The organism is Glycomyces sp. TRM65418 (genome assembly GCF_019710475.1).
In the GTDB taxonomy this organism is placed as follows: Bacteria; Actinomycetota; Actinomycetes; order Mycobacteriales; family Micromonosporaceae; genus Glycomyces.
The window spans coordinates 1-13,216 of the sequence record NZ_JAJFAX010000016.1 but is presented as its reverse complement, the minus strand read 5'-3'; the positions used below and the strand labels follow the sequence as shown (position 1 = coordinate 13,216).

The 13,216-nt window shown below is 70.1% G+C and carries 6 protein-coding genes; 2 read left to right on the top strand and 4 right to left on the bottom strand.

The genetic code is table 11. The features are described from left to right. Window positions 1-100: 100 nt before the first annotated feature. The gene (locus K3N28_RS22430) at window positions 101-3,424 is read right to left on the bottom strand and encodes a discoidin domain-containing protein (RefSeq protein ID WP_228094999.1); all 3,324 of its coding nucleotides are present in this window, start codon (window positions 3,422-3,424) and stop codon (window positions 101-103) included. Window positions 3,425-3,857: 433 nt separating this feature from the next. Further along, window positions 3,858-5,825, bottom strand: coding sequence for an AarF/ABC1/UbiB kinase family protein (locus tag K3N28_RS22425; protein ID WP_228094997.1), 1,968 nt, complete (start codon window positions 5,823-5,825; stop codon window positions 3,858-3,860). A gap of 257 nt (window positions 5,826-6,082) precedes the next feature. On the opposite strand from K3N28_RS22425, the gene K3N28_RS22420 reads away from it, so the two are divergent. Together K3N28_RS22420 and K3N28_RS22415 are read left to right on the top strand one after the other, a co-directional pair. After that, window positions 6,083-7,459: an NADP-dependent succinic semialdehyde dehydrogenase gene (locus K3N28_RS22420; RefSeq protein WP_228094996.1), complete on the top strand. Its 1,377-nt coding sequence runs from the start codon at window positions 6,083-6,085 to the stop codon at window positions 7,457-7,459. Between the two features lie 280 nt (window positions 7,460-7,739). Beyond that, window positions 7,740-8,753, top strand: coding sequence for a LacI family DNA-binding transcriptional regulator (locus K3N28_RS22415; protein ID WP_228094992.1), 1,014 nt, complete (start codon window positions 7,740-7,742; stop codon window positions 8,751-8,753). 50 nt (window positions 8,754-8,803) lie between these two features. On the opposite strand, the gene K3N28_RS22410 is transcribed toward K3N28_RS22415, so the two are convergent. Then, a complete protein-coding gene (locus K3N28_RS22410; RefSeq protein WP_228094991.1) occupies window positions 8,804-11,212 on the bottom strand; it encodes a glycosyl hydrolase 53 family protein in 2,409 nt (802 codons plus the stop codon). A 34-nt stretch (window positions 11,213-11,246) separates the two neighbouring features. Then, window positions 11,247-13,040 carry a BNR-4 repeat-containing protein gene (locus K3N28_RS22405; protein WP_228094990.1) on the bottom strand — a complete coding sequence of 598 codons (1,794 nt, stop codon included), beginning with the start codon at window positions 13,038-13,040 and terminating at the stop codon, window positions 11,247-11,249. Between the last annotated feature and the right edge of the window lie 176 nt (window positions 13,041-13,216).

Genomic DNA, 13,216 nt, shown 5'->3' with positions numbered 1-13,216 from the left:
GATCCATCTCGGAGGACAGGGCCGGTGAGCGCTGCTCGGCAGGGCGTCGGCACTCCCCCGGCCGACTGGGGGTGCCCGCCCGAGGGCGGGCACCCGTTCCTCAGTCGATGATGAGCTCGAAGGTGCTGGTCGTGTTCTTGATGTCCTGGTGGTTGCCGCTCATCTGGAGGTCGTGGAAGACCGCGGAACCGACCGCCGGGCCCTGGCCGTCCTCGGGCATCTCGTTGACCCAGATGCCGAACCCGGACTTGGACTCGAACTCGTCACCGCTGAGCCGGGCCCCGGTGATGGTGACGTCGGTGAACACGGTGTCCGTGACCGGGTGCTCCGGCTGGCCGCCGGTGTACTTGGTCTGGAACATGATCCCCGAGTACGTCGGGTCCACGATGTCCGCATTGCTGATGCGGATGCCCTGGAACTCCTTGTCTCCCGAGAAGATCCAGATCCCCGGGAACGTCTGCGCGCCCCAGAAGTGACCGCCGGAGCGGACGACCGAGAGGTTCTCGAACCTCGTCGGCGGGTCCGCCTCGAAACCGTCCATCGGGATGCCGAAGTCCAGCGAGCTGATGGTGACGCCCGAGTAGACGAGCGTGTCGGCGATGTGGATGTTCCGGAACGTGTTCCCGTACCCGCCGTAGACCGCCAGACCGGCGGCCCGCCAGGTCAGGATCGACGTCAGGTTCTCGTACACGTTGCCGGTCTGCGCGCCGCCGCCCGCGTCGGTGGCGGCGAACAGCGCGAAGCTGTCGTCGCCGGAGGCGCGGGACTCGACGTTCCGCACCAGGTTCCCGTTGCTGCCGTTGGTCATGTTGATCGCGTCGGCGAACAGGTTCCGGGCCCGTGAGTTCGTGATCTCGCTGTCCTTGATGCGCGAGCCCCAGAACATGCAGACCTGGTGCTCGACCCAGACGTCGTCGATGGTCATGTCCGCGACGTTCTGCCAGTCGAAGACCTTGCCGGGGCCGTCGATGCGGGTGGTGTAGTTGCCGAAGTAGGCGAACCCTGCGAACGTGGACCCGTTCGCCGAGGCCTCGGACCGGAAGCCGACGTCCGTGTTCTGCAGGTCCTGCGGCGCGTAGAAGCGGGTGAACCAGGGACCGGCGCCGATGACCTCGGTGGCCTTGCCGTAGACCTGGAACTTCTGCGCGGTCTGGTAGTCGCCCGCCGGGAGGTACACGCCGAGCAGGTCGCCCGAGGTGTCCATCCGGAAGCGGTCCAGGGCGTTCTGGACGTCCTGGTGCGTGAAGCCGGCGGGCTCGATGTACCGCGTCGGGTCGGGGTTCGCGTTCGGCGTGGCCTGCTCGAGGCTGATGAAGTCGATCGCGTAGTAGGCCGCGGTGTTCGCCGCGTCCTTCTGGAGCCGGATGGTGCTGCCGGCGGGGATCGTCTCGTCGAGCAGCAGGTTGGCCTCGTCGTAGACGTGGCGGGCCGGGCCGGAGCTCGGCGAGTTGTTCGGGCCGGCCTCGGGGCCGTAGAGCCACGCGTATCGGGAGGTCAGCTCGATCGGCCGGACGAACCGCCCGTCCACATAGAGGTTGAGGGTCGCGTCGATGCCGCCGCCTCCCGCGGCGTCGGGGATGGCGAACCGGGTGACGAGCGTGTTGGTGTCCGTGGTCGTCGTGAACTCGACGTATTCGCCGGTGGCGTCGAGCGTCACGGCCTGGCGTCCGGAGGCTTCGCCGGCGAGGTCGCCGACGCTCCGGTTGGGCGCGAGGATCTGCGCGCCGCCGCCGACGGAGGCGTGCTCGGCCTCGTCGAGGGTGTAGGGCATGTCGGCGCCGCGGCCGATGGAGAGCGACCGGGAGGCGGTGTTGTTCCCCTGCTTGACGGGCAGTTCGTTGGCGTCGGCCTCGATCTCCACGAGGACGCTGTACTCGCCGTCGGTGGCGGTCCACGTGCCCAGGTCGATCGGGGCGGTGGCGTCGCCCGAGGCGATGACGCCCTCGTGCGAGCCGGTCAAGGTGCGAACGACCTGGCCGGTGTCGTTGTCGCTCAGGGTCAGTGCGACGCCGTGGGCGCCGCTCGCGGAGTCGATGCCGCCCTGGTTCTGGAGCACGACCGAGAAGGCGACCTCGTCGCCCGTCGCGGGGCTGCTCGGCGACCAGGTGACGGCCGAGGCGATGAGGTCCGAGGTCGGGACCGCGGTCACGACCATGGCCTCCGGGTGCTCGTAGTCGTTGTTGCCCTCGTCGCTTTCGGCGACCGAGCCGCCGGGGTCGACCGTGGCGCTGAGTTCACGGCTCCCGGCGTTCTGCGTGCCGATCGCGGCTGAGACGGTTTCGCCGGAGCCTGCGGCCAAGCCGCTCACCGGGACGGTGGCGACCAGGACGCCGTCCGAGTACAGGTCGACGGCGGAGGCGGCCGAGGCCACTTCGCCGACGTTCTCGACGCGGGCCGAGAGCGTCACCTCGTCGGTCTCGACCGGTTCGGCGGGGCTCCACGACAGGTCGGTGACGACCAGGTCGGCGGCGGGCGCGGGCGTGCCGAACACCTGGAACTCGGCGACCTGCGCGCCGGGGGCGCCGGTGTTGGCGGTGAACCGCAGCTGGACCTCGCCGACGGTGCCCGAGACGGGAATCGTGACGGTGTTGCCGCTCGCCGGGTCGAAGACGTAGTCGGCCGAGGCCTGCAGCGTGGTGAACGAGCCGCCGCCGACGTCGCGGCCGAGGACCGAGAACGTCTGCGTCCGGGTCGACCAGGCCGTATTGGGATTCAGCTTCACCACGACGCGATCGAGTTCGGCGTTCGCTCCCAATGCGACGGTGAGCGTGCTCGGATACGATCCGGACCCGCCCTCCCAGTACGTGGTCGCGTCGCCGTCGTTGGCGTGCTCCGCGACGAAGTCGTACACCTGGGACGAGGCGCTGATCGGCCGGCCCGCGGCCAGGTCGGCCCCTGCCGGGGGCGGTCCGCTGTCGCCGTAGACCTCCAGTTCGGAGAGCTGGGCGGCGGGCCACCCGGTGTTCGCGGTGACGACCACGCGGAGGTAGCGGAGGGTCTCCGGCCCGAACGAGACGGTGACCGTGTTGCCGGCGGCGGGATCGAAGGCGTACGCCTGCGCGGCGACGATGGTGGTGAACGACGACCCGTCGGTGCTGCCGCGCACCTCGATCGTCTGGGTGCGGGTCTGCCAGGACGGGATCGCCGGCAGTTCCAGCACGATGTCGCCGACCTCGGCCGAGGCGCCGAGGTCGACCTGCAGCCACTGGGGGAACGCGTCGTTCGCGCTCTCCCAGTAGGTGCCCTGGTTGCCGTCGTTGGCGTTGCTCGCGGTGTAGTTCTGGACGTGGCTGCTGGCGGTGATGGTCTTGCCCGCCGCCAGGTTCTGGCCGTTGACCGCAGATGCCGGTGTCAACGGCAAGAGCGCTGCCGCCGCGGTGACGACGGCTGCCGTCACCGCGAGGGCCATGCGCGAGAGTTTCATGATCGACTCCTTGTTCGGGGGCATCACAGCGATGCATCCGCCGCCGGACTCCGCCATGCGCGACCGGATCAGGGGTCGCTCGAACACCGGACGCCGGTGGTGCGGTCCGGATCGGCAAGGCATGACAAAGGACGAGGCCGGCTACGCGACCGACCATTCGATGGCGGGGCGCATGGCGATCACTGGGATGAATATTGGGTACGGAGTTGCTGGTAACAATAGGTTTAGCGCTATACCTACGCAAGCATTTTAATGTGACGAAATGACGATTGTCAATGCTTCGCTATAAGAGTCGGCGTCGAGAATCAATGGGAGCGATCAACTCGGGGGCAAGACCGCTGTCGCCCATTCCGACTGGCCGCGCCGCCTGCTCACCGTTCATTCGCTTCGCACGCCGCCGGCCTCCACCGAAGGAGCGGCCGGCGAAGTCGCGTCATCTCGGTTCGTGGTGCTTCGTGAAGATGTCGGCGAGCACTCTGAGTGCCATGACCGAGGCGATGAGCAGCAGGACGAGCCCGAAGAACTGGTAGAGGCCCATGTCGTCGGTGACGGCCGGTCCGCCTTCGGTCCCGATGAGCATCGCCGCCATCAGACCGGAAGCGGCGGCGAGCACGGTCAAGAGCGTCTGGTGCAGCCAGACGGTGATGGTGCGGCGGTCCTCGGCGCGCGAGAACAACCGCAGGTTCCCGGTGAGGCGGCCGGCTTCGGCGGCCGCGGCCAGGCGGTCGAGGCGGCGCGGCAGCTTGCGCAGCACCGGCAGCAGATCGGCGGCCTCCTCGACGACCATGTCCTTGACCGAGTCGGGGCGAAGGCGCCGCTGGGCGTAGGCCTCGCCGGCGCTGCGGGCCTCGCCGACGATGTCGAAGCGGGGATCGATCGCCGTCAGGCAGCCCTCCAGGGTGCCGAGGGCCCGGAAGACCGCCGCGAGCTCGGGCGGGATCGCGATGCGGTACTTGGCGATGATGCGGAACAGCTCGGTGAACATGCGCATCCCCGGCGCCGCCCCGGGCAGGAGGTGGCGTGCCATGAACGAGCCCAGCGCCCGTTCGAAGGCGACCTGGTCGAGCTCGTCGGGGCGGGTCGAGACGCCGATGAGGGCGTCGGCGAGCGCCGGGCCGTCCTGGCGGTCGACCGCTTGGAGGATCGCCTGGAGCGACGCGCGCAGCTCGCGGTCGAGCCGGCCCACGGAGCCGTAGTCGATGAGGCCCAGCCGGTCGTCGTCGAGCAGCAGCAGATTGCCCGGGTGCGGGTCGGCGTGGAAGATGCCGTCGATCATGATCTCGTCGAGCACCTCGCGCAGCAGCCCGGCCGCGACGGCGCGGGGATCCAGTCCGCGTTCGGGCAGCATCGGGCCCGCGGCGGCGAGTGAGACGCCCGTGAACCGCTCCATGACCAGGACTCGTTCGTCGGAGAGGTCGGGCCGGGGCCGGGGGACGCGGACCGCGGAGCGCCGCTTGTCGTGCGCGGCCGCGACCTGGGCGAGATTGCGGGCCTCGACGGTGAAGTCGGCCTCTTCGCGAAGCGCGGCCGCGAATCCGGCCGCGAGTCCGAGGACGTCCATCGAGCGGCCCCAGGCGGTGCGCCGGTCGAGGAGCTCGGCCAGGCGCTGGATGATGTCGAGGTCCCGTTCGATGGTGTCCGCCGCGCCGGGGCGGCGGACCTTGACGACGACCGCTTCGCCGGTGCGCAGGACGGCGCTGTGGACCTGGGCGACGGAGGCCGCGGCCATCGGTTCGAGGTCGAATTCGGCGAACACCTCGTCGACGGCCGCGCCGATGGCGGCTTCGACCCGGTCGGTGACGACGGCTCCGGGGATCGGGGCGGCCTGATCCTGGAGCTTGGCGAGTTCGGCGATGTAGACGGGCGGGAGAAGGTCGCGCCTGGTGGAGAGGATCTGGCCGAGTTTGACGAAGGTGACGCCGCCGTCGTCGAGGGCGCGGCGGATCGAGCGGGCCATCTCCGCGTCCTGGCCGATCTGGCGGCGGCCCCGCAGGAGGCCGGTGAGGCCGTGGCGGGCCGCGATGGCGAGGATCTGCAGGTAGCGGCGGGTTCGCCCGGCGCGGGCGCGCAGGCCTTTGAACCAGGTCCGCAACGGCGGGACCGCGCCGGTGGGGAGGATGGCCTCCCAGATCACCAGGAGGGTCATCGCGATCACCGGCGCGCAGACGACCGCGAGGGCGAGCAGGGCGACCAGGCCGGGGACGTCCGCCGGGGGCGGGTCGGCGCCCTCCAGGTCGATGACCGCCGGAACGAGTCCGTATTGGACGATGGACTGCCCCACGACGCTGACGAAGATCAGCCGCCAGAGCGTGTAGCGGACGTCGAGCAGCCTGGTCGCGACGTACGCGACGATGGCGGTGTTGAAGGCGATCCCGACCAGGGATACCAGGAAGACGGTCACGAGAAGGGGCCCTTCGTGATCGGGCGGTGATCAGATCCGCCACAGCCTACTGCAACGGGACACCGCTCCGGCCGCTGAAGAACCGCGACATGCTCCGCGCCGCGTCGCCGCTCGGCGTCGTGCCCGAGAGCGACGTGCTCCCCCGCCTCGTCCACATGAGGTGACGTCGGCCCGGTGATCGCCTATGGTGGTTGTTACTGACCAGTATCCGCCAGTCCTCTCGGGCGAGAGCGGAGCCTCGAAGGATTGGACGATCAATGGCGATTGCGACTGTCAACCCTGCGACCGGTGCGACCGAGCGGGAGTTCGAACCGCATTCCGGCGAGGAGGTGGAGCGGCGGATCGCGCGAGCGCAAGACGCGTTCAAGGCGCTGAAGGACACCACGTTCGCCGAACGGGCGCAATGGCTGCGGCGCGCGGCCGAGATCCTCGAAGGCGAAGTGGACGAGACCGCGCGGATGCTCGTGGTGGAGATGGGCAAGCCCATCGGCCAAGCCGAGGCCGAGGTGCGCAAGAGCGCGAAAGGCCTGCGGTTCTACGCCGACCACGCCGAGTCCTTCCTCGCCGACGAGCCGCTGGACGACCCCGCCGCCGTCGGCGCCTCCCGAGCGTGGACGCGGTACGAGCCGCTCGGCGTCGTGCTCGCCGTCATGCCCTGGAACTTCCCGGTCTGGCAGGCGCTGCGGTTCGCGGCCCCCGCGCTGGCGGCGGGGAACACGGGGCTGCTCAAGCACGCGTCGAACGTGCCCCAGACGGCGCTGTACCTCGACGGGCTGTTCGAACGCGCGGGGTTCCCGCCAGGGGCGTTCCAGGCGCTCCTGATCGGCTCGCGCGAGGTCAAGGCGGTGATCGAAGACGCGCGCGTCAAGGCCGTGACGCTCACCGGATCGGAACCGGCCGGGAGTTCGGTGGCGGCGACCGCGGGCGCGGCGATCAAGAAGTCGGTGCTGGAGCTGGGCGGATCGGATCCCTTCATCGTGCTGCCCTCCGCGGATCTGGACGCGGCCGTCGAGACGGCGGTGCGCGCCCGCACGATCAACAACGGGCAGTCGTGCATCGCGGGCAAGCGGTTCATCGTCCACACCGACGTCTACGACGAGTTCAGCCGTCGCTTCACCGAGGCGACCGCGGCGCTCGTCGTCGGGGACCCGCTCGACCCGAAGACCGAAGTCGGACCGCTCGCCACCGAAGCGGGTCGCGACGAGCTCGCTGAACTGGTCGACGACGCGGTCGCCAAAGGTGCGAGGGTCCTCACCGGCGGCGGCGCGCTCGACCGGCCCGGCTGGTTCTACGCGCCCACGGTGCTGGCCGACCTGAGCGACGACGCGGCCATCGTGCAGGAGGAGACGTTCGGACCGGTCGCGGCCCTGTACCGCGCCGAGGACGCGGCCGACGCGGCGCGGATCGCGAACCAGACGAGGTTCGGCCTGTCGAGCGCGGTGTGGACGAACGACGCCGACGAGCAGGAGTGGTTCATTCGCAACCTCGACGCCGGCGCGGTGTTCGTCAACGGGATGACGGTGTCGTTTCCCGAACTGCCGTTCGGCGGCGTCAAGGCCTCCGGATACGGCCGCGAACTCGCCGCCGCCGGCATCCGCGAGTTCACCAACCTCAAGACCGTCTGGAAAGGCTGACCCCGCAAAGGCCCACGGCGGCGGAGCCCGGAGCCGGTCGCCTCTCGTTGCGGGGGCCGCGCGGCGCCCGCAGTCGTCCGTCCGGGTCGCGTCAATTCGGCGACAGCGATGACACGGACTCGCGGGTGCACCGCCGGGTCGCCGGTCTGCATAGCGCCCATGGCGGTCCGGGGCGGGTCGATAGACTCGGTCCGGCGGCGGACTGCCGTGAGGGCGGGCGTCCAAGCGCCACACGGGCGCCGCGCCAGGACCATACGAGGAGCACACAGGCTGTGGAGGCATGGTGAAGCGCGGCAAGGTCACCATGAGCGACGTCGCACAGCTCGCCGGCGTGTCGCCCATGACCGTCTCCAACGTCATCAACAACCGCGTCAAGGTCAGCGACGACGCCCGTGAACGCGTCCTCGCCGCCATCCGCGAATCGGGCTACCAGCTCAACCCGTCGGCGCGGAATCTCCGCTCCGGCCGCAGCGGCGTCATCGGACTCGCGGTCCCCCAGATCGGCAACGCCTACTTCGGGATGCTCGCCGCGCTGGTCATCGAGGAGGCCCGGCGGCACGGCTACCATGTCGCGGTCGAGCAGACCGGTGCCCTCGCCAAGGGCGAGGCGGCGGCCATCGCCCAGTCCCGCAGGCTCCAGCTCGACGGTCTCATCCTCTCCGTGGTCGAGATCGACTCGCCGGCCCCGCTGGTGCCGACCCAGGGCTACCCGATCGTGCTGCTCGGCGAGCAGGACCTCGCGGGCCGCTTCGACCACGTCACGGTGCCCAACGAGGCGGGCACCGCCGCGGCCACCGAGCACCTGATCGACCAGGGATGCGAGCGCATCGCCGTCGTCACCGGAGGCGACCTCGACCGGCTCACCATGATCACGCGGCGCTACAACGGCTACCGGGCCGCACTGGAGGACCGCGGGATCGAACCGGATCCCCGGTTGCGGTTCACCCTCGATGCGCTCTCGTGGGAAGGCGCCCGGAGCACCGGACGCCGGATCGCCGACTCGGGCCTCGGCGTCGACGGCGTGGTGGCGTTCAGCGACACGGTCGCGATGGGGGTCGTGCGCGGTCTGCGCGACCGCGGCGTCAGCGTCCCCGACGACGTGCGCCTCATCGGCTTCGACAACGTCCCCGAGTCCGCGGTCTTCATCCCGTCGCTGTCCACGGTGAGCCCCGATCACCGGTGGAAGGCCGCCAAGGCCGTCGACCTCATCGTCTCGCGCATCGCCGACCCCGCGCTCCCGCCCCGCCAGTACACCGCCCCGTTCGCGATCATCCGGCGCGAATCCACCGCCTGAGCGCGGCGAAGCCGCGGCGGCCGCCCGATCAGGACGGCCGCCGCTTCAGGTCAGAGCCCGGAGCACTGCCCGCTCTTGGGTCCCTTCACCGCGTTCGCGGACCCGTTGTTCACCGGCGCCGCCTCGCTGCCGGAGCACGAGAGCGGACCGCTGATGTCGTTGCCGGCGATCACGTTCCACCAGGTGGTGCCGGTGACCGTGACCGGACCGGACACCCGGTTCGGGGCGCAGTCCAGAACGGGATCGCCGAGGGTGACCGAGGCGCTCCCGGTGAGGCTCACCGGGCCGCTGACGTGCGTGCCGCAGAGGACCACCACGTCCGCGCCGTCAGCGGCGACGGGACCGGTGATCCGGGCCCCGTCCGCCACCAGCCCGGTGCCTTCGGCCACGTTCACCGGACCGAACACGCGGGCGCCCTCGGCCAGGCAGGTGGTGCCCGTCTCGACCGACAGCGGCCCGTAGTGCGCACCGCTCACCACCGTGTCGCACTCGGGCGAGGCGAACTCGTCCACCACATGCACGACCGCCGTCACCTCGCCGTACTCGGTCGTGCCCGATACGGTGAGTTCGCCGGCGGCGTCGGTGGCGTCGGACGGCGCCTCGTCCCATTCGACCGGGACCGCGTTCACGGATCCGTCCGCAGTGGTCAGTACGTCGACCGAGTCGGGCAGCGCGGGCGTCTCGCCGGTCTTGACCGCGGTGTAGACCGTGTCCTCGAGGACGTGCTCAGCGCGGCTCTTGTTGTAGACGTCGATCGAGGCGTTGGGCTCGGAGGTGTTCGTCATGCCCGGCACCGATCGGAACATCGCCTGGTAGCTCGCCGGTTCCCAGGTGAGCGTGCCGACGCCCTGGTTGTCGATGACGTCGTTGACCATCTGGAACACGTGCTGGACGGCGTCGGCCTGGCCCTGGACGGTCCGCGGGAACGTGGAGTTGGGCTGCGTGCCGCCGCCAGTGGCGGGATACGAGGTCTCCGCGATCTCCAGCTTGTACTGCGGGTAGGTCGTCGCGAGCGTGTGCAGGTTCTGCTCCATGCGCTCGAGGGTGCCGTGGTGCTCCGGGTAGTAGGAGAGCCCGAGCACGTCGAAGTCCTGGCCCTTGGCGTTCAGCCGAGTCGTCAGCTGGTGCCAGAACTCCCCCGCCTTGTCCATGCCGCTGATCCGCCCGACCACCGAGTGGAGTTCCACTTCGGATTCCGGTGAGGCGTCGCGGACCGCCGCGATCCCGGCGGCCAGGAGGGTGGTGAACCGGTCCCAGGAGTCCAGGTACAGCTGGCGCTCCTCCGGATCCTCGGAGTGCCGGTACTGCCAGAGGATGCCGCCGCCGGGCTGCGACTGGTAGACGTCGGCCTGGTCGCGGAAGTACGGCGGGTTGGCGCCGGCGTGCACCGCCTCCGTGGCGGGCGCCCCGACCGCCTCGCTCCCCCACATGAAGCCGTTGGCGATCTCGTTGCCGACCGCGACCTTGTCCGGGACCGTGCCCTGTGCGACCAGTTGCGAGACGTAGTCGTAGGTGTAGTCGTAGACCGCGTCGGTGAGCTCGGGGAACTCCAGCTCCGCCCAGGCCCGGGGCTTGGGCTGCTTGCCCGGGTCCGCCCACGAGTCGGCGTAGTGGAAGTCGATGCCCAGCCCGAGGCCGCGCTCGGCGACCCACTGCGCCGAGGTCAGGGTGCGTTCCGGCCCTTGGTAGGGAATCGTGTTCGGGTTGCCGGTGGACTCGTTGCGCGGCTCGTTGAAGACCCGCAGCCGCGTGTACTCCAGGCCTCGGTCCTGCATGACGTCGAGGAGGAACGGCCCGGCGCCCCGGTCCTCCTCCTGCGGGTGCACCCAGTACTCGCGGTTCCGCTGGTCGTCCATCCAGGACAGGTCCGCGCCGAGGACGAGGTCGTCGCGCAGGTAGTTGAAGACCATCAGCTCGCTGACGCCGACCGCCGCACCGGGCGACGCGCCCGTGACCGTGACGCGCACGTACCTGGTTCCTGGCCGAGTGAACGGGTCGACCCCGCCCAGGCCCGGGGTGGCGGTGGCCGACCGGTCGGCGATGACCTCCCACTCCTCCCCGTCCGGGGAGGCCTCGACCACGTACTGGTACACGGCGCCGGGGTCGGGGAAGGCGACGTGGACCTTGCGGACGTTGTCATAGGCCCCGCCCAGATCCAGCTGCAGCCATTGGCCCGGGCCGGTTTCCGTTGCCAGCCAGGCGGTGTCCGGGTCCTGGTCGATGGCCAGCGCGGCGGTGGCGTCGCCGCTGGCGGCGGTCGCCTCCACCCAGTACTTGGCGGCCAGGTTGCTTTCGACGGGCTGTATCTCGGCCTCGCCGTAGAGGGCCGAGGCCGGTGCCGCCGAGCCGAGCACGCCCGTCCCGGCCAGGACGAGCGCAGCCGCGCCGCTCGCGGTCGCGCGGCGCAGTCGTTCGCCGCGTTCGGGTGCGGGGCCGGTTCGATTGTTGGGGATTCGCATCAATGCTCCATGAGGGAATCGGTCGATGAAAGGGTTACAGGGTCCATTGCTGGCCGGTGCCGCTCGAGCAGGTGGACTGCTGCAGGCGGGCGCTGTTCGCGGTCGAGGAGCCGATCACCTCCACACATTTGCCCGAGTGGCGGGCGACGATCTGGACGTGGCCGCCGCTCTCGCGCAGCTGCCACTGCTGATTGGCGCCGCCGCCGCACGTCCACTGGATGATCCGGGCGCCGTCCGCCGTCGAAGCGCCGTTGACGTCGAGGCATTTGCCGGAGGCCAGCGAGACGATCCGGTGATGGCCGCCGCCGGCGTCCTGGAGTTCCCACTGCTGGTTCGCGCCGCCGTGGCAGGTCCACTGAATGGCCTCCGCACCGTCCGCGGTCGAGGCCGAGACCACGTCGATGCATTTGCCGGAGTTGCGGTTCGCGATGTCGGTCGCCTGGGTGCCGCCGCCTGCTCCCACCGTCCAGTTCAGGACGTCGATCTGGCTGCCGCCGTAGCGGGGGGCGAAGACCGAGACGACGCCGTCGAGCAGGCGTGCGTGGTCGAGCAGCGGGTCCGAGTAGTACTGGACGCTGGAGGTGTAGCGGGTGGCCCAGTCGGTCCATCCCGAGGCCTTCGACGCCGTGTAGACGCTCAACCGCCTGGTCGAGGAGTTCCCGGCGGCGATGTAGAGGTTGTCGTCGGCGTCGACGCCGATGTCGGCGCGGGTCATCACGCCCGTGTACGAGAGCACCTGGCGCTTCCACTCCTTGCTGGGCTTGTCGCGCCAGTAGTGCACGAGCACGGACTTGCCTCGCGCACTGTCGAAGTTGCTGTCGTTCGAGGCCGACGGGGCCATGTGCGAGGCGAGCACGTGGACGTTGCCCGCGCTGTCGACCACCTGCGACTCCTGGTTCATGAGTCCGCGGTTCTGGCCGATGCCGACGACGCGCAGCCCGGCCGAGTCGGCGACGAGCGGGTTCGAGCCCGTCGTCGCCACCACGTCGCCGTTGTTGTTGCGCCAGGTGCGGCCCTGGTCCTTGCTGTAGGCGTAGTAGATGTCGTGGTTGGTGCTCGCGTTCGGCGTCTCGCGGACCGTCCACGTGGCGTGCAGCAGGTCGCTCGTGTCGAGGCCGGTGTCGTCGTACTCGATGCCGAAGAGGTACGCGTTGTTGTCGGCGCGGATCCCGTTGAGGAACTCGCCCAGGTGGCTCCAGCTCCCGTTCCGGTATTCGAAGAGCACCAGATTGCCGGCGCCGCTGGCGCCGGTGCGGATGCTCATCTGCAGCACGCCGTCCGGGGAGCGGAAGAACCGCGGGTAGGTGGCCTGCGCCAGGCGCTGGCCCGCGAGCGAATCGGACACGGCCCCGAAGCTCGACGCCGACCAGTTCGCGGACGAGGGGGAGGTCGCCAGGCCCGCGATCGACTTGCGGTACTTGAGCACCGAGTTGTGCATGTCGAAGGAGAGGTGGATCGAGCCGTCCTGGCCGGAGATGCCGATGGAGATCGTGTTGTGCGAGTCGGTCGAGGTGGTCCGGTAGTCGGTGAGGCGGATCGTCTGCCACGAGGTGGCGGCGGCCGCCCGGCGGGCCAGGTTGACGTAGCCTGACTGGTCCCACCAGGCCGTGTACTGCCAGCCGTTGAACGTGGTGATGCCGTCCTGCTGGAACGACTCGCCGTTCATGTAGCCGGTGTAGGTCAGCGCCGTGCGCCCGTCGGTGGTGAGGGTGGTGACGCTCGGCGATCCGAGCGAGGGTGCGACCCCGGACGCCGGGACCGCGGTGAAGGCGAGCAGGGCGGCCAGCGCGGCGATGAGCGCGGCGCTGACTGCGGATCGACGTTTCATGGGAGGTGCCTCCTTGTTGTCGTCCTCGGGGCCCCGGACCGGCGGCCGCGATGGTCGCGGCCGCCGGTCCGGGGTGTCCACAAGGGTGTGACCGCTGTGGCGAGCGGTCACCGCGCGCCCCGGGCGCTCCGGCACAAGTGCCCGGGGCGGCGGGGCCCTACGGGGTGTGGATGTCG

Bases quoted from the DNA above. Each gene is read 5' to 3' on its own strand.
- K3N28_RS22430 (WP_228094999.1), bottom strand. From the start codon at position 3,424: ATGAAACTCTCGCGCATGGCCCTCGCGGTGACGGCAGCCGTCGTCACC.
- K3N28_RS22420 (WP_228094996.1), top strand. From the start codon at position 6,083: ATGGCGATTGCGACTGTCAACCCTGCGACCGGTGCGACCGAGCGGGAG.
- K3N28_RS22415 (WP_228094992.1), top strand. From the start codon at position 7,740: ATGGTGAAGCGCGGCAAGGTCACCATGAGCGACGTCGCACAGCTCGCC.
- K3N28_RS22410 (WP_228094991.1), bottom strand. From the start codon at position 11,212: ATGCGAATCCCCAACAATCGAACCGGCCCCGCACCCGAACGCGGCGAA.
- K3N28_RS22405 (WP_228094990.1), bottom strand. From the start codon at position 13,040: ATGAAACGTCGATCCGCAGTCAGCGCCGCGCTCATCGCCGCGCTGGCC.